Source organism: Acinetobacter sp. ANC_7682, from assembly GCF_056779795.1.
The window spans coordinates 1-17,435 of the sequence record NZ_JBWYIQ010000002.1 but is presented as its reverse complement, the minus strand read 5'-3'; the positions used below and the strand labels follow the sequence as shown (position 1 = coordinate 17,435).

Below are 17,435 nucleotides of genomic sequence, written 5' to 3'. Positions count from 1 at the left end.
AATGACTAATCAAAAAAGGATTGTATGTAGATAGCATAAAGTTTGATTTTATTCGTTAGATAAAAAGATGATATTTTTTGAGCTAACATTCCTCGTGTAACTGTCACCTAAATCAGTTGAAGTAACATGGTATCTAAATTGCATAACATTGAGATCACTGATAAATTTTTCACATGAATATTTTTATATGTTAAAAGTATGTAATTAGACCCTAAGTCTAATTGCAAGATGCTGCCCCTTAATGCAGTATTTACTTATAAAAAAAATGATTTATCAGTGACGATATTTCACCCTATACCCGATAGCCGGAAGCCATCTCAGGTAAGGACCTACAATGACCAGCTTACAATATTATCAAACTATTTTTGATAAAGCGGGCGATGCAATTTTTGTACATGATATTGGCAGTGTCCAATTTATGGATGCCAATGAAGCCGCTGTAGAACTTACTGGATATAGTAAATCTGAATTGACACAAATGAACGTTGAAAAGATCAGTGCTTTTCAACATGGTTTTGATTTGCATCATGCACTCCGAAAAGTTCAACAGGCCGCCACTACAACAGACGAAGCAATCACATTTGAATGGTTAATAGAGTCTCAAGACCAACGTCATATCCCAGTTGAAGTATGTCTTAAAAAAGTTGAGATTGAAAATGAACCAAAGCTTCTCGCTCTAGTACGTAACATCAGCGAAATCAAAAAGTATCAATATGCTCTACAGTCTAAAGATCAATATTTCAAAATGCTGCTTGAGCATTCGGGAGATGGGATTGCTATTCTCGACTTACAAGGCAAACTACTTTATGCCAGCCCATCATTACAAGGTATTCTTGGTTATCGGGATCGCTTTGTACTCAATAAGAATGTGTTAACTGCAATTCATCCTGATGATCGTATTAAAGTCAGACAGCTTCTATTTAAAAAAACAGAACAACGTGCACTTAGTGTGATTCATTACAAAATCTTGCACCACAATGGAAAATGGCGACACCACGAGGCAACCTATCGTAACTTATTAGATCACCCTGATATTCAGGGCATATTGGTGAATTATCGTGATATCACTGAGCGTATTGAGGCTGAAGAAAAAGCACGTGCTCGTGAAAAGCAACTTGGTCATATGTCACGTTGCAAAACGATGGGCGAACTGGCTACAGCACTCGCCCACGAATTAAATCAACCACTGGCTGCACTCAACAATTACGTCGGAGGTAGTATTATTCGCATTCAAAACGGTTTAGCCAACACACAAGAGACTCTTGATGCCCTCAATGCTGCTTTAAATCAAACACATCGCGTTAATGGCATTATTCACAGCATGAGAAGCTTTTTACGTAAAGGCGAAGCGAATTTCCAGATTCATTCTGTGAGTCATCTTATTCAAGAGTTACATCCTTTGATTAAGCTTAAAGCAGATCAAGGTGGATGTACCATCCATTATGAATTAAGTGTTTCGCCTATTTTTATATCAGCAGATGAAACGCTCTTTAGCCAAGTCATTATCAATCTCGTCTTCAATGCGGTCGATGCTCTACAAACTAACCCTGAGGGTGAAAGGGACATTTATATCCGCACTTGGCAACATAACCAACATGCTCGAATTGCAATTGCAGATAATGGGCCTGGACTCGAAGGGCAAAATCCAGAACAAATTTTTGAATCTTTCTATTCAAGTAAAAACAACAGCATGGGTATTGGCTTAACTCTGTCTCGAAGCATCATTGAAAACCATCATGGTTATTTATGGGTCTGTGAAGGTGAGTCCGGCGCTATTTTTAATATCTCTCTGGCAGCACAGGAGCGTACAAAATGTATTTAACCAATTCTCATGTTCCCGAGCCCATTGTGTATGTGATAGATGATGATCAAGACATTTGTAATTCACTCACATGGTTGCTCGATTCCGTGCAACTCGAAACAAAAACATTCAATAGTGCTACTGAATTCCTGAATTATCAGCGCCCGCAAACGCCTGCATGTTTGATTCTTGACATTCGTATGCGAGGAATGAGTGGCTTGCAATTACAACAACAATTGAACCAACAAAAAACCCGTATGCCGATCATTTTCATGACTGGCCACGGCGACATTCCAATGTCGGTCAATGCGATGAAAGCTGGGGCATTTGATTTTTTAGAAAAACCTTTTAATCCACAACATATGCTTAATCAAATCCAAGCCTGTCTGCAACTTGCTGAACAAGACTTTATTGAAGAAGAAAAACGTCAAGAACAGATGATTAAATTGAAATCTTTATCACCAAGAGAAAGTGAGATTATAAATTTATTGGTCGATGGACTTTCGAGTAAACATATCGCACAAATGTTGAATATCAGCCATAAAACAGTAGAAATTCACCGCACTCATATTCGTCAGAAATTAGGAACTGAATCTATCGCACAGATCGTCAATATGGTCTTGATGTGTCGTGATCGCTCAATACCGGCGATGGGTTAACCATCGCCTGAGCGGGAGAAAAATGATATCTTCGATTAAAAGAAACGATCAAAATGAATTTGTTGTTGTGGAATACCTGCTTGATGGGCCATTTGTTCAATAGATTTCACCATCGGTGGCGGACCTGCACAATAAATTTCATGCTCACGCAATTGTTCGCCTAATACATCTTGAATCACTTCATGAATAAACCCCGAACGGATACCTTCAATGAGTTCAGAGGAGGTTGCAGGTACATAATTGAGGCGTTCCCCTAACTCTGTCCAGTCACGTAATTGATTTTCAGTAAACAAATCACGTTGCTCACGACCACCATGGAAAAACCAGACTTTGTGATTTTTCAAATGTGGATTGACTGCAACACCACGTGCAATCGCTAACATGGGGGCAAGACCTGAACCGCCTGCCACACAGACAATAGGGCGAGGCTTCTCTTGTAAATGCGCTAACCCATATGGACCATCAATTTGAATATCAGCCTTTTCACGTAACTGTTCATCAAATAACAAATTGGTCATTTTACCATCAGGAACACGTCGAATTTGGAAGACCCATAAACCGTCGTCATTCGGCAGATTGGACATCGAATAGGCACGAAGTAACTCTTGATTCACCCAAATTAAAGCGTATTGTCCAGGAATAAATTGTGCTGGCTCATCTGATTGAAAATGTACTTCCAAAATATCATGTGTCACCAAATGAGCATGCTTCAATGTTACTTTTTTTTGTTTTGGAATAATTTTAGGAACACATTGTTCGTCTAAATGAAGCTTAATCACGCAATCCGATTTGGGGCGACACTGACACGCCAGTAACCGACCTTTACGTTTATCACGATCGCTTAATCCAGGTGCATCTGCCCATAAATTTTCTACTTCACCTGACAGGACTTCGATTTTACACGTCCCGCAACCACCCGCATTACATTCGTAAGGAATGCCTAGTCCTTCACGTAAGCCACCGCGTAGCAATACATCATTAGCTGAACAATAAAATTCGGCTTGACCGTCTATTTGGATTTTATACATCGGCATCACTCCACCAAATAAACATTATTGTCACGTACAATCGATTGATAGGTTTTCAGTGGAATCGTACAAGGTGCACCACATGGTTCACCGGTTTTGATATTAAATGCACCCGCATGAAATGGGCACTCCACTTCACAGCCATCAATCTCACCATCTGCCAATGATGCATCACCATGTGTACACGTATCATCGGTGACATAGAACTCGCCATCTTCTAAGTGAAACACTGCCAATGGAGGATAACCGTCAATAATGATTTGTAGTCCCTCACCCTGTTCCACATCAGAGGTTGAACACAAAAATTTCTCAGCAACATTGGTCATTTTAATGTTCATTGAGTTAACTCCTCTATTGGTGAATCTGTGGCTTCAGGACCTAGAATGTGATAACCACCATCGGCATGAATCACACTGCCTGTAAGTAATTTTGCTTTCGGGCTACACAATAAACTTAATGCTTGTGCGACTTCCTCTGCATCCGCAATACGTCCTAACACATGGAAACGTCCTGCCACTCGATCAGTTTTGGCGCGGTCTCCGCCGGAAATCATTTGCATTGGGACGGACCAAGTCCAACCTAATGAGAGTGCATGTACACGAATACCATCTTGTGCTAGATCCAGTGCCATGCTTTGTGTGAGTTGCTCTAAAGTTGCTTTAGATGCTGGATAGACCCAGCGTTCTTTTTGTGCAATACGTGCACTGACACTGCTGATATTAATTACGGCACCATCAGTACTTTTTTTCAAAAGTGGTCGACATGCTTGTACTAACGCTGCGTGACCAAATACCGTGACATTGAACGTGTTTTGCCAATCTTGACGTGTAGATTCAGATCCATGATCTTCATACAAACACGCTAGGTTAACCAAGACGTCTAACTGAGTGAGTTTTCCACTTAATGTGCGAATACTGTCATCATTAGCGAGATCTAGAAATTCGTACTGAGCTTGGGTTGATTGTGCAACTTGCTGTCCTTGAGTTTGATTAATATCAGCAACAATGACCTGTGCACCTAAGCCTTTCAACTCTTGGACTACGGCTTGACCAATATGTGTCGCACCACCTGTCACCAAGACGACTTTTCCATCTAAGTCTGTCATGAAACCTCCTTGTACTCAGGCCATTCATTAAATTGTCCCTTGCAAAACAGCAGAGGTCGTTGATTACTGTGGCGACATTGCTCAATTTTACCGAGGAAGATTTGATGATCACCCGCTTCAATTTGTTGAGCTCTTTTGCAAATAAATTGCACGACACATCCTTCTAAAACAGGTGCTTTCGAACCTTGAATTTTCCACGTACCATACTGAAATTTGTCCGCAATCGGCTTAGCGAAGTTTAAGCCTACTTCCTGCTGATGTGCACCTAAAATATTAATGGCGAAGTATTCAGCATTTTCAAAAATAGATCGGCTTGGAGAATGATTGACTAAACTCCATAACACCAATGCAGGATCTAAAGACACTGAACTAAAGGAATTAATCGTCAACCCTACAGGTTGTTGATCTTGGTCTAGGCAAGTGACGATCGCCACTCCTGTCGCAAAGCCACCAAATGCCTGACGGAGCGATTTCGCTTCCGCCAGATCAACATCCTGCCAAAGTAATTCAGGCAGCTGCATGTTGAAACTCCTTTCGTGACAAGTATTCTTTTGCCCCAGCTTCACCATCTACCGCTGGCCAGAAACCACATGGATTGTTGAAATGCCCCATAAAATCATCTGCAATCGCTTGGTTTTGCGATGCTGCGCCTAACACTTGCAATAAGCTTTCACTTGGTGGGTTTAACAGCAAGTTGGTAAATTCTGTGGTATAACGACCTGACTTTTCCCAGAATTGCTCGAATACTTCTGTCATCCAATCTGCACTAAAGTCTTCATCACCTCGTGCTAAAATCGCAGCTAAATAATGCTCCACCATACGAGTTGCATTGTTTGCGCCTTGTCCTGCGATTGGATCATTTACAATGACAGTGTCTCCAATCCCCCAAATTTTTGCACCGTTATCTAAGGTTGCAACAGGATCTCGAACTTCAGGGCGGAATGCACCTTTGAGCCATGCATTTGGATCACTTAATTCCATATTATCGACCATACGGAAGCTTTGATCTGGTGTTACTTTGGCAACCGCTTCTTTCATGCGTTGGACCATTTCTTCGCCAGATGTCACATCATCGAAGATATCCATTGGACCATTCGGTACACATTCAAATAAGAAACTACGACATGGACCATGCGTGTGACTATAGAACGGCATACTGAAGTATTCACCTGCACCTGCAACAAAATTAAAATGCAAAGTCTGAGATGGTTGACCTTGCCAACTATTTGGACCACACAAATCATCACCTACGACGAGTGCAGCAGCCAATTTACGTGGCGGCGTTTGATGCACTGAACGTGTTTCATTGCGTTTGAATAAACTCGTGATATTGCCCTTACCTGCCGCCAAAATCGTCAAATCATTTTCAGCAGTGATTACTTCCAAATCTTCTGGACTGACATTTTGAATGATGAGCTTGCCACCACGGCGCGGATATTCCTCTAACCAACGGTGATATTTGGTTCGTTGGTCCATGGCAATACCGTCATTATCATGTAAAAAACCAGTCACAGGTAACATGATATCGCCGTTTGGTGCACGAAAATCGACATGCAATGCTTGACCACGATGCGCTTTCCCATCCCAGAAATTCAAACCAAGTTTGCGTTCAAACTCTAATGTATTGGCGAAGAACATCGTGGTACTGACCATACGACCGTGTAACAATTCATCCGCAGGGCGATCTACATATAAAGTGACATCATATTTATTTTCGAGTAGCGAGAACGCGAGTAATAAGCCTGCTTGTCCACCACCGATAATTGCAATTTTTCTCATCTTAAATTCCCCTTAGGCCGTATTGATTCAGTGCCTATTTAACTGTGTTCGGATAGGGTTGATTGAAGGTCAAATTCAATTCGACGCGTTCAAATTTCCATTCACCCTGCTCATTCCGACTTACTTCTGTTTTATAAAATCCACCTAAGCAACAGGTCGTTGCAGGTTTAACTTGATCTGTTGCGGCTGTTGTTGATTCCTCGGCTAAATTACAGACTTCCCATAACATCCAAGTTGCCTTTGCATGGTCTTGATCTAGGAGCTGTATATCGGGCATGGCCATAATATGTAAGCTCCATAACACTTGAGCCTCTGCAATATTGGACAATGCCTCTAAAATATTTTGACGTCCTTGATACTCCCCAAAACCCTTAGCACACCAAACGGCATTTTGGTGAAATACATGCTGTAAAATGGCTGGATTGTTGCGCTGATCAGCCGCTGTTGCATAGCGACCGATCAGGCCACGAATCGCCTCGCAGGCCTCCAGATAATGCAAACGCTGTTCTAGATTGTGCTGGCTCATCCTGTATTCCTCTTAAACGTTGACCATGTCACCAGTTTCATAAATGAAACGGTTCTCCGCAAATGCATACGGTACGCCAACTGAACCCTTATAAAGCTCGATGTGTGGTGCAACTTCAGCAAAGCTGAGACTTAACCAATACAACTTATGAAGCTCTTCAGGTAAGGTCCCTAGGACATATTGATCGAGTGCGGCAAGTAGCTTGCGCATTTCGGGCAAAATAGCATCGTAAAATGCTTGCAATTCTTCTTTGGTTGAGTTCAAACGCGCTTCATGGCGTTGCTTACCCGTTCCTAAAGCCCATTTCGCAACAAAAGGTTCTAAGCTTGCAAAGTCAGCTGGCAATTGTGAAATGATGTTTGACATGTGCATTCTCCTTATGCGCGATTCAGGTATTGTTCAAGAACGTGGTAACCGTGACGAATCAGGATTTCTTCGTCTTGTAGATGCATCACTTTTTTCGCTCGAGACTCAAGTGCTTCTTGGGTATCTTCCATGGTGGCAGTATCTTCTAACCACGCATTACGTTGTAATACTTGTGCAAACTCTTGCGCCCAACGCTCTGAATAGGTTTTCGCTTTAGGCAGGTAATAGCGACCCTCCCAACGGGTTTGGTTATGGCCGACCGGCCAGAACTGATGGGTGAACCATACTCCTTCAGTCACATGCACCAAGATATTCGGGAAAATGACAGATAATTCAAACGAGAAGTCATCACGATCATTTGGATTGACTGATTTAGGTAGCTGAACACGTTCATAGTGATTCACCAATGATGCGCCAGTGATCTCACCTGACAATGCAGCCGCTGGTTTTGGATTGGCGTTTTTGGTTAAGCACACAGCGCAAGTACGATGATCACCAAACAATTGCACTTCTTGTAAACCTGATGCGAATACATTCGGGAAAGAGCCTGCATGAATGGTCGCCACGTGATACGCTTCAGCAAATGCGTCATGAGCGACTTTCCAGTTACAGTTCAGAACTGTGTTATAGGCAAAGCATTCTTCCATTTCATGGAATGGATAACCGCCTAAATGCTGTCCCATACCGCCTAAGAATTCTTCTACCGATTGAGTGCCGTCATTATCCAAATTGATGAAGATAAAACCTTCCCACACTTCGGTGCGTATTGGTGCTAAACCGTTATGACCTTTGTCAAAGCAAGATGTGAATTTTTCTTCTTCAGGTACGCTGACCAAATCACCTTTAGCATCGTAAACCCAACCGTGGAAACGACACGTCACGACTGCGGCTTTGTTTGAACCAAAGGTTTCATTGCCGGTTTCCACCACAACTTTGTTACCACGGTGTGAACAAATATTGTGGAATCCACGGATTTCACCATCTTTACCATGCATTAAAATGACTGAGGTTTTAGCAAAATCTAAGCGTTTAACTTTATAGTCGCCTTTCTTTGGTATTTCTTCTACACGCCCCACTTTCAACCAAACTTTTGAGAAAACTTTTTCAATTTCCTCTTGATAGATCTCTGGCGAAATACATGGTTCAGTTGGAATAGGCTCAATACCAAGTTCTGGATATAAATCGCCCCAACGGAGTTTTGCATTACTGTTCATATGACATTCCTGTTCAAGTTCTCGTTTCTAAGTTTTAAGTTCAGTAAATTTCATGCTTATTTGCGAACAGCGTTTGAATCACCCGAATCAAACGCCGATGACGTGATGAATTAAAGTTGGTAATGTTCGCGAACTAAGTTTGCGATCCCAAGTTTTTCTAAAATTGGCATTGGGCATAAGAAGGTTGCACGTACCATTCCTGGTAAACGACTGATTTCGATAGAGCCTGTGATGGTGCAACGGTTCATGACCTCATCCACACTTAAACCTGTGATTTTTGCCGCTCGATTTAAAGCATTGTCCGTTGCATCATTGAGGTTCTTACCTGTTCCCATAAATGTGATTGGACCACTTTCCTCAATTTCAGTTTGTCCCCAACGCGCACCTAAAGCTCTCACTTTTTCACGCTCTTCCTTGGTAAATGGACGTGCCATTGGTGGTAAGTCATCTGGTGCTTGAAGCAAAATTGGACCATCAATAGTTAAGCCTTTAATCACTTCCACTTGTAATTCTGTTTCGCCTGAAACGTCCGTGGCATGTCCTGCAATTTCGCCATTACCTTGTTGCGCATGCATATCCCCCATATACACACCCGCACCCGGTACTTTCACAGGACAAATCAAAATACAGCCTGGACGAATCGAATTGGTATCCATGTGACCGTCTGTTTTGGCTGCGATAAGTTCTTCTTCAGTCATTCCGAATTTATGCGGTGCATCAATCAAATACTGACCAAAGTCGTGGCAGTTGTGAGAGTCTGGTAAGTCACGTGAAGGTGTCGTACCAATATTTCCAAGGAATGGACGCATATGCGCAGCAACCCCAGGCATATCAGCACGTGCAAGCGACAAGATTGAATGTTGCGCTGCATGTTCAGGCAGTGCAGAAAGCTCATTGGCATTGCCTGCTAACTTGTTGGCAATCTCTTGATTGACCGTCAAGCTCACTTTGTTTTCTTCATCCAACACAATCACATAACCATGTGAAAAGCGAAAAGCACTGACTTCTGCCCCACAGTTTTTACAGTGAATCGCATCTTCACCAATTCCTTCTACATAACTTGCTGGTTGCTCTGTACCACATGCTTCACAGTATTTCGCAACAAACGGATCGCCTTTATAACGCCCTTCAACAAATTGCATCACACCCGATGAGGTTGCTGTAGAAGTGACATGCATATCCTTAATCTTTAAAGCGACAGCATCACCTACCTCTGCACCTTCAATAAAGACAGGGAGTGTCACTTCATGACCACCTTGGAATGCAGGTGTAATCATTGGACCCCAACAGCCAGGCGGTGTGCCTGTTTTTAACGTTCCACCATTTTTTAAAGGTCCCAGCATACGTTGGCTTGGTCCCACAATACCGCCTGAAAACTCATTCACCACTAAATAATCGACAGCTCCAGCACTGCCTGCTGCATATTCTTGATTCTCAATTTTCATGGCCTTACCTCTATATGCTTGCTCTAATGTTTAGGTAACAATGTTTTAAAATGGGATGGTGATATCAATTGCGAACTTCTGACCTTCTGGTCGGTTTTCAACATCAAATTCTTTTTGATATTTCGCTGCGATTGCATACCCTTTAGGGAATTGATAGCGAACTTGCGGACCTATGCTGGCTGCTTTAGCTTTAAAATCACCTAAAACAGCACCTTCACCTGAGTCACCTTCAAGCTGACGATGTACGTAACCACCAACACCAACCGCCAAAGGTCCCATGTGTTTCGCAACTAAGTAATCGACATGCAAAGCGTTGCCCGATTCATATTTGGTATCCTTATTCTCGAAATTGATGTCGTACATCCACTTTGTACTGACTTCGATACCTTGTTTATTTAAGTATGTGGTCGAGATAATTGGTTGAATGGTGTAATAGTTACGTCCAATATTCGCGAGTCTATTTTTTTTGTAAGAGCCAACTGGAATATAAAAGTCGATACCTGTAGCCACATGCCAATCCCCTTTATGCCAACCCAATAAGAATGGATCGATAATGAGATCACCCATTGACATGTGATCATCTTGACGACCACCTAATGTAAGATCTGCATGGGCATATACAAGGAATGCATGCATGCCCCATGTCGCGCCTAAAAATGTTTTGTCACTGACATAGACACCACGAGCAACTGTGGCAAAAGTATCAATTTTAAAATCATCAAATACTGGATGATCATTTTTAAATTTATCTGCGTTGTAGTATTGGTTATAACTGACGAGATACATCCCAGGTGGCGGCATTGCGCCACCAAAAAAACTCTCTGTCCCATCTGGATAAGCACTTCCGCCATTTTCAGCGGCAAGCGCTAAACTTGCGCTACTGAAAAGACATGTGGTCAATGCCACAGAAGTTAGATATTTCCTTACCATTTACCGCATCCCCCTCGTTGCTAAATTCCTTGCTGGCGATGTTCTAAATCGTCTAGCGCATGTCTTAATCTAGTCTTGAAATGAGGCAGGGAAATATAAGGATGAATCTATGTTGAATTAAGGGATTATCTTGTAGAAATATTGATTTATTCTCACTGGTATAGAGGTTTTAGAGAAATAAAATAGGTTTTCTTCACTATAGTGATAGGTAAAATCCCCTATAAATGTGAATGATTTTTTATTTAAATTACATGTTTTGAAACATTTGAAAGTTAGCGTTGTCATATCGCTGTTGTACTTTGTAGAACACAGAGCAGCTAGATGTGCACAATCATGAATATTAAAAGCAACTCCATCATCGGCGTGGGCATCATGTTGATTGATCAACGTCAAAAAGTTCTATTGGGTTATAGAAACAAAAATGATGAACCTGCCTCATGGTGTTTCCCGGGTGGAAAAATGGATGCCCATGAATCAATTGAAGATGCTGCAGTACGCGAATTGTTAGAGGAAACTGCTTTAGATCTGAGTCAATATATTGAGTCTATTCAACCCTTAAATACGATCATTGATCAAAATGCTGAGGCGGTGAAGATTACGTTCGGAACGATTTATCAACTTTTAGATGAACGTTTAAAAACTCAAATTTGCGTGACAGAACCTGAGATTTTTGAGCGTTGGGAATGGTTTAGCATTGATGAGCTTCCACAACCACTTTTTTCTGAAACTGAAGTCATGATTAGACATTGGCTCAAACAATTTCAAGATAAAAAATGGTCTGTATATTCCTTGTCTAAGAAAGATTAGTTTTAATAAATTAATTTCAAAATTATTTTATAAAGGTATCTTTATTTATTTCATATAAAATATGATTTTCAAGAATATGCCCTGTAGGTAATTCTGGATGCTTGAATTGCTTAACTTCGGTCATACCTAGCCTTTTCATAACTGCTTCTGAAGGCTTATTTGTCAAAGCTGTAAATGCAACTACTTTATTTAAATTAAGCTCTTCAAAAGCATATATCAATGCAGCTCTTGCACCTTCTGTTGCGTACCCCATTCCCCAATATCTTTTTAATAACCGCCATCCAATTTCAACACATGGAGAAAATTCGAATAACACTGGTTGATTGTGCAATCCAATAAAACCAATAAACTCACTAGTATCTTTCAACTCTACAGCCCAAAAGCCCCACCCGTTTCGTTCAATTAACTCATAAATTGTTTCCGCCATCTCAATACTCTGTTGTGGGGTCAAAACTTCATGAAAATATTTCATAACATCTGGATCTAAACCCATTTTTATAAAAGATGAGTAATCTGCTTCCTTCCATTGTCTTAATATTAGTCTCTCAGTTTCAATCATTAGAGTACCTCTATGAATCTATTAAATTTAATATTTTTTGTGCTTGGAAAACTTCTAATATCGATTAAATTTAAAATTTATATATTTTAATTCAGTGTTTAATTTCTTTTAGCAAACGCGTTTATTCCGCTGAAATTTTTATGTATTTAAAATAAATCGATGAATTCTATCTAATGATAAAGTCTTATTAATTACATAAGACTTTATCACCTATCACAGTAATTATCTTTTCTAGAGACAACTTTAAAACAAGAAATACCGCTGTGCCATCGGCAATACTTCCGCAGGCTCACAGGTTAGCAATTTCCCATCGGCTCGCACTTCATAAATTTCAGGATCAACCTCCATCACAGGACAATAGGTATTTAGTTTCATATCTTTCTTCTGAATATCGCGTGTACCTTTACATGGACTGATCCACTTTTTCAGACCCAATTTTTCATGTACACCTGCCTCAATGGCGACTTGGGATAAAAAGGTGATACAGGTGTTATGCACACCGCGCGCATTTGCCCCAAACATCGGACGATAATGCACAGGCTGTGGTGTTGGAATCGAAGCGTTAATATCTCCCATCGGCGCAGCTGCAATCATGCCACCTTTAATAATCATCGAAGGCTTCACCCCAAAAAATGCAGGCTTCCACAACACTAAATCTGCAAGTTTCCCCACTTCAACCGAGCCAATTTCATGGCTTAAACCATGCGTAATGGCAGGGTTAATTGTATATTTGGCGATATAACGTTTGACCCGATTATTGTCATGCGTGGCATTGTCACCTTCTAAAGGACCCCGCTGTATTTTCATTTTATGTGCGGTTTGCCATGTGCGAATCACCACTTCACCAACTCTCCCCATCGCTTGCGAGTCTGATGACATCATGGCAATGGCACCTAAGTCCTGCAAAATATCTTCTGCTGCAATGGTTTCACGTCGAATACGACTTTCCGCAAATGCCACATCTTCAGAAATCGCAGGGTCTAAATGGTGACACACCATCAGCATATCCAAATGCTCATCAATGGTGTTGATGGTATACGGACGAGTTGGATTGGTGGAAGATGGCAACACATTCGGCTGACCAATGGCTTTTAAAATATCAGGGGCATGTCCACCGCCTGCGCCTTCGGTATGGTAGGTGTGAATGGTACGATTTTTAAATGCAGCCAAGGTTTCTTCCAAGAAACCGCTTTCATTTAACGTGTCAGTATGAATGGCCACCTGCACATCAAATTCATCGGCAACACTCAGGCAATTATCAATCGCTGCGGGGGTTGAACCCCAATCTTCATGTAGCTTTAAACCCACTACCCCTGCACGAATTTGCTCACGAATTGGGTCGGGCTGACTTAAATTACCTTTACCCAATAAACCAATATTCATCGGTAAATCATCTATGGCTTGAAGCATCGTCCCGATATGCCAAGGCCCCGGTGTCACTGTAGTTGCAGAAGTCCCTGCCGCAGGGCCTGTACCACCACCAATCATGGTGGTCACACCGGACATCAGTGCCGTTTCCACTTGCTGCGGGCAAATCCAATGAATATGCGTATCGACACCGCCTGCGGTGAGAATCTGTCCTTCACCAGCGATCACTTCCGTCGCTGCACCAAGTGGAATGGTGATATCGGGCTGAATATCTGGATTTCCCGCTTTCCCAATTTTCCAAATGCGACCGCTCTTTAAACCGACATCAGCTTTGACAATACCCCACCAATCCACAATCAGCGCATTGGTAATGACCGTATCCGCAACATCTTCAGCCAACAGTTGTGATTGTCCCATGCCATCACGAATCACTTTACCACCGCCAAACTTCACTTCCTCACCATAGGTAGTGAGGTCTTGCTCAACTTCAATAAACAGCTCAGTATCCGCGAGACGAACTCGATCACCTACCGTTGGACCAAACATTTCCGCATAAGCACGGCGTGACATTTTCATTATTATTTTCCCTTAATCCAACTTACCCATAACACGACCCGCAAAGCCATACACCTCACGCTTACCTGCGAGTGCAACAAGTTCAATATCTCGACTCTGTCCTGGCTCAAAACGCACCGCTGTACCTGCCGCAATATTCAGTCGATATCCTCGTGCTAACTCACGATCAAACTGCAACGCATCATTCGCTTCAGCAAAGTGATAATGTGACCCAACCTGAATCGGTCGATCCCCTGCATTTGCTACCGTCATTTTGAGCGTTGCCCGTCCGACATTCATTTCAATGTCTGTATTGGACGTAATGATTTCACCTGGAATCATATTTAATTTTTCCTCTCAGACATCACACAATCGGTTGATGTACAGTGACCAGTTTTGAACCATCAGGAAATGTCGCTTCCACTTGGACCTCTGCGATCATTTCAGCCACGCCTTCCATTACTTCATCCCGTTTTAGCAATGTTGTTCCAAAATGCATGAGGTCACTCACACTCATTCCATCACGTGCACCTTCTAATAGTGCGGCAGAAATATAAGCCACTGCTTCTGGATAATTCAGCTTTAATCCACGGGCCTTGCGTCTTTCCGCTACAAGCCCCGCAGTAAAAATCAGCATTTTGTCTTTTTCTGTAGGTGTTAGTTCCATAATGCTTTCCTCACTATCTTTAAATATTGATGCAAGATGTGTGCTCAAATGTTTGTGTTAAAACAACTTAACTATGTTGCTATGACAAGAATAAATTTATGTGCGCCAAATTCTTGGGAACTCTTCATCAAGATCAAACCAATAACGACGAAGCTTTGCACGAATTGCAGCAAATGCATCATGACACTCACGTACATCATCTCCGAGATAACGTGCGGTTACGACGTAATCGAGTAATGTCAATGTGACGTTAATATTCATACGCATGATTAATTCACGAATTTGATCAATATGTTGATCAAGATAGAAATTTGACCGGTATTGTTCTGGAGGCACTGCCCAAAAACTGGCCATCACTGCATGACCGTTCATCCCTAAACAGGACTTTAACCAACGATCATTGCCTTTAAAATTTAAACAGTCTGCAACCAATATTTTCTGATTTTGATAAAGCTGAAATTTATTTTGGTAAGCACCCTGCGAGAAGGTTTCATGTCGTGCTTGCCGTCCAATCACCAACATATCCCAACCGATAAAACTGGCAGCAGCGTCCAAATGTACGATTGTTTCTGAATTTGCATTCGCACCATTAAAGAGCATCGTCTCTTGAGGAAGCCATTCGAAAATCGCCTCATCTTGGACATGAATATGAATATGTTGAAATGCTTGTTTAAGATTGGTTTTGTACCACTTCCCTGCGCCAGGTGTGGTAACCAAAGCATGCGAATCCTGATCTATTTTTATTTCAAAGGTAAGATGATCTCCACCAGCAATTCCAGCAGGTGGATGAACAATAATGGCGTGACATACTCCTGTTTTTTCAGGCCACAGCATCTTTTGCACGCGAACAGGTCCAAAGTGCTTACGATGCGCCAAAATTGTGCGATTTGAATCTTTGGTAAAACCTAACTCTAATTTAGCAAACCAATACTGTGCATTTTTGACTGGCTCATTGAACAATACTTGATTCATTCACGGTCATCTTCGTATTCATATCATTTTCAGTAAATGTTCTGCAAAAATTGCACCAAGTTTGCTCAAGCTAATTTTGGTTAAAGGTTCTTAGGCACTTAGGCACTTAATGTTGATATTGATGAGTAATTCATGTGAAAAATCTAAGAACGTTTTTCTAAAGAATCCGATTGTTGCCTTCGCCGAAAAAAAACAGTTCGTGCTAATATAGTGAATTACCTTAAATTGTTATCAAGTTTGAATATGAGTAAACAGAAAAACTACCAACCGGGAGAGTTCCAGTGGTCTTTCTTAATGCCAAAATATTGGGGCATTTGGATTGGTATTATATTTCTGATGCTCCTTGCAATATTACCTTGGGCAATTCAGCATCGTTTAGCGTATCTGATGGGAAATGTAGCTTTCAAATACTTGCGTTCACGTCGTGAAACAACTTTAAGAAATTTAGAAGTCTGCTTTCCTGAATGGATGCCCGAACTTCGTTATGAAAATGCTCGCCAAGTCTTTATTGATCAAATGGTCGGTGTTTTTGAAACACTGAATGCTTGGTATTGTCCCAAATGGTTTAAAGATCGTGTAACGATTGAAGGTTTAGAACATATTCAACAAGCGCAAGCTGAAGGGCGTGGGGCTTTACTACTTGGTACACACTCTACTCTACTCGATGCAGGTGGATATGTCTGTGCCCAGTATTTTGATCCAGATGTCGTGTATCGTCCGCAAAATAATCCATTGCTAGATATGCTGATCTACCGTTGTCGTGCCACGATTTATACCCATCAAATCGACCATGATGATATGCGTGGATTAATCCGTCATTTAAAAGAAGGACGACCTATTTGGTATAGTCCCGACCAAGATTTTGGTCTTAAACAAGGTGTTATGGCACCCTTTTTTGGTGTACCCGCAGCCACTGTAACTGCACATCGCCGTATATTAAAAATGACCAAAGCTGCCGCGATTCCACTTTACTTCTACCGTAAAGGTGATATTACAAATCCGAAATATCATATTTTGATTGAACCTGCTTTAGACAATATGCCAAGTGAAGATGAAATTGCAGACGCGACACGAACAAATTTGATTATTGAAAATCAACTTCGTTTAGCACCAACCCAATATATGTGGTTCCACCGTAGATTTAAAACACGTCCCGAAGGTTTTGAAAAAATTTATTAAAAAAAGCGGCGGAGCCGCTTTTTTATTGTGTTTCTAATACATCTGAATTTTTATCAGTATCAGGCTTTTTCGCCTCTACCATCTTATAGCGGTTGATACGACCTAACTCATCTTTTAAAGTGATATGCTGCATGTCCAAGACATTTAATATCAGCTTTTCTGAAGTTTTATTTTGATTCTGATCTGTCCAATTTACATTGAACTCCGTACCTAAACGAGTCCATTGATTTGCATGAATTTCACCGACAGCAACAGGGGTTACAAATTTTGGTACTTTTCCGTTGAGATCAATTTGAATCTCTTTTAAATCCACCCTTGGACATTGCTCAGCAAAACATTGATAGGCTGCTGGTTCAGGCGTTACTTTTTGAGCAAAAGACTGTGCTTTAGCTTCTTTAGCTTCTTTAGCTTCTTTAGCTTCTTTAGCTTCTTTAGCTTCTTTAGCTTCTTTAGCTTCTTTAGCTTCTTTAGCTTC

20 protein-coding genes are annotated in these 17,435 nt (G+C 41.4%); 4 read left to right on the top strand and 16 right to left on the bottom strand.

The features are described 5' to 3' along the window. Positions 1-334: 334 nt before the first annotated feature. Together AC1M9D_RS00930 and AC1M9D_RS00925 are read left to right on the top strand one after the other, a co-directional pair. Complete coding sequence (locus tag AC1M9D_RS00930) at positions 335-1,822, top strand: PAS domain S-box protein (RefSeq protein WP_481607786.1); 1,488 nt, start codon at positions 335-337, stop codon at positions 1,820-1,822. Beyond that, positions 1,813-2,460 (top strand): response regulator transcription factor, encoded by a 648-nt coding sequence (locus tag AC1M9D_RS00925; RefSeq protein WP_092766732.1) that lies wholly within the window; start codon positions 1,813-1,815, stop codon positions 2,458-2,460. The genes AC1M9D_RS00930 and AC1M9D_RS00925 overlap by 10 nt, the downstream gene beginning before the upstream one ends. A 35-nt stretch (positions 2,461-2,495) precedes the next feature. Here the strand turns inward: AC1M9D_RS00925 and AC1M9D_RS00920 are convergent, their stop codons facing one another. From AC1M9D_RS00920 to AC1M9D_RS00875, 10 genes are all read right to left on the bottom strand, one after another. Further along, positions 2,496-3,488 carry a 2Fe-2S iron-sulfur cluster-binding protein gene (locus AC1M9D_RS00920; RefSeq protein WP_481611307.1) on the bottom strand — a complete coding sequence of 331 codons (993 nt, stop codon included), beginning with the start codon at positions 3,486-3,488 and terminating at the stop codon, positions 2,496-2,498. Positions 3,489-3,493: 5 nt separating this feature from the next. Further along, complete coding sequence (locus tag AC1M9D_RS00915; protein WP_092766730.1) at positions 3,494-3,826, bottom strand: non-heme iron oxygenase ferredoxin subunit; 333 nt, start codon at positions 3,824-3,826, stop codon at positions 3,494-3,496. Beyond that, on the bottom strand, positions 3,823-4,593 hold the full coding sequence (locus AC1M9D_RS00910; protein WP_092766729.1) for an SDR family oxidoreductase: 771 nt from the start codon (positions 4,591-4,593) through the stop codon (positions 3,823-3,825). Before AC1M9D_RS00910 ends, AC1M9D_RS00915 begins: the two co-directional genes overlap by 4 nt. Further along, a complete protein-coding gene (locus AC1M9D_RS00905) occupies positions 4,590-5,114 on the bottom strand; it encodes a flavin reductase family protein (protein ID WP_092766728.1) in 525 nt (174 codons plus the stop codon). Before AC1M9D_RS00905 ends, AC1M9D_RS00910 begins: the two co-directional genes overlap by 4 nt. Then, positions 5,101-6,372 carry a styrene monooxygenase/indole monooxygenase family protein gene (locus AC1M9D_RS00900; protein WP_481588658.1) on the bottom strand — a complete coding sequence of 424 codons (1,272 nt, stop codon included), beginning with the start codon at positions 6,370-6,372 and terminating at the stop codon, positions 5,101-5,103. The genes AC1M9D_RS00905 and AC1M9D_RS00900 overlap by 14 nt, the downstream gene beginning before the upstream one ends. 34 nt (positions 6,373-6,406) lie before the next feature. After that, positions 6,407-6,898: a nuclear transport factor 2 family protein gene (locus AC1M9D_RS00895; protein ID WP_092766726.1), complete on the bottom strand. Its 492-nt coding sequence runs from the start codon at positions 6,896-6,898 to the stop codon at positions 6,407-6,409. Positions 6,899-6,910: 12 nt separating this feature from the next. Further along, entirely contained in the window at positions 6,911-7,264 is a 354-nt protein-coding gene (locus tag AC1M9D_RS00890) for a hypothetical protein (protein WP_092766725.1), read from the bottom strand. A gap of 11 nt (positions 7,265-7,275) precedes the next feature. Then, the gene (locus tag AC1M9D_RS00885; protein WP_180028360.1) at positions 7,276-8,478 is read right to left on the bottom strand and encodes an aromatic ring-hydroxylating oxygenase subunit alpha; all 1,203 of its coding nucleotides are present in this window, start codon (positions 8,476-8,478) and stop codon (positions 7,276-7,278) included. 110 nt (positions 8,479-8,588) lie between these two features. Continuing rightward, a complete protein-coding gene (locus AC1M9D_RS00880; protein ID WP_180102741.1) occupies positions 8,589-9,923 on the bottom strand; it encodes an acetamidase/formamidase family protein in 1,335 nt (444 codons plus the stop codon). 45 nt (positions 9,924-9,968) lie between these two features. Further along, positions 9,969-10,853, bottom strand: coding sequence for a SphA family protein (locus tag AC1M9D_RS00875; RefSeq protein ID WP_481590393.1), 885 nt, complete (start codon positions 10,851-10,853; stop codon positions 9,969-9,971). A 333-nt stretch (positions 10,854-11,186) separates the two neighbouring features. On the opposite strand from AC1M9D_RS00875, the gene AC1M9D_RS00870 reads away from it, so the two are divergent. Further along, entirely contained in the window at positions 11,187-11,660 is a 474-nt protein-coding gene (locus AC1M9D_RS00870) for a nucleotide triphosphate diphosphatase NUDT15 (protein WP_481596221.1), read from the top strand. A 22-nt stretch (positions 11,661-11,682) separates the two neighbouring features. On the opposite strand, the gene AC1M9D_RS00865 is transcribed toward AC1M9D_RS00870, so the two are convergent. The 5 genes from AC1M9D_RS00865 to AC1M9D_RS00845 form a co-directional block, all read right to left on the bottom strand. Continuing rightward, on the bottom strand, positions 11,683-12,219 hold the full coding sequence (locus AC1M9D_RS00865) for a GNAT family N-acetyltransferase (protein ID WP_481611306.1): 537 nt from the start codon (positions 12,217-12,219) through the stop codon (positions 11,683-11,685). A 243-nt stretch (positions 12,220-12,462) separates the two neighbouring features. Then, on the bottom strand, positions 12,463-14,163 hold the full coding sequence (gene ureC, locus AC1M9D_RS00860) for an urease subunit alpha (RefSeq protein WP_481611305.1): 1,701 nt from the start codon (positions 14,161-14,163) through the stop codon (positions 12,463-12,465). Between the two features lie 12 nt (positions 14,164-14,175). Then, positions 14,176-14,484, bottom strand: a complete 309-nt coding sequence (locus AC1M9D_RS00855) for an urease subunit beta (RefSeq protein WP_481607781.1) — start codon at positions 14,482-14,484, stop codon at positions 14,176-14,178. A gap of 22 nt (positions 14,485-14,506) precedes the next feature. Then, positions 14,507-14,809, bottom strand: a complete 303-nt coding sequence (gene ureA / locus AC1M9D_RS00850) for an urease subunit gamma (RefSeq protein ID WP_035270654.1) — start codon at positions 14,807-14,809, stop codon at positions 14,507-14,509. Between the two features lie 96 nt (positions 14,810-14,905). Beyond that, positions 14,906-15,781 carry an urease accessory protein UreD gene (locus AC1M9D_RS00845; RefSeq protein ID WP_481597566.1) on the bottom strand — a complete coding sequence of 292 codons (876 nt, stop codon included), beginning with the start codon at positions 15,779-15,781 and terminating at the stop codon, positions 14,906-14,908. 243 nt (positions 15,782-16,024) lie between these two features. Between AC1M9D_RS00845 and AC1M9D_RS00840 the strand changes: the two genes are divergently transcribed. After that, on the top strand, positions 16,025-16,960 hold the full coding sequence (locus tag AC1M9D_RS00840; RefSeq protein ID WP_481609975.1) for an LpxL/LpxP family acyltransferase: 936 nt from the start codon (positions 16,025-16,027) through the stop codon (positions 16,958-16,960). A 22-nt stretch (positions 16,961-16,982) separates the two neighbouring features. Here AC1M9D_RS00840 and AC1M9D_RS00835 read toward each other — a convergent pair. Further along, on the bottom strand, positions 16,983-17,435 hold a 453-nt coding region (locus AC1M9D_RS00835), incomplete at its 5' end, for a hypothetical protein (RefSeq protein ID WP_481610819.1).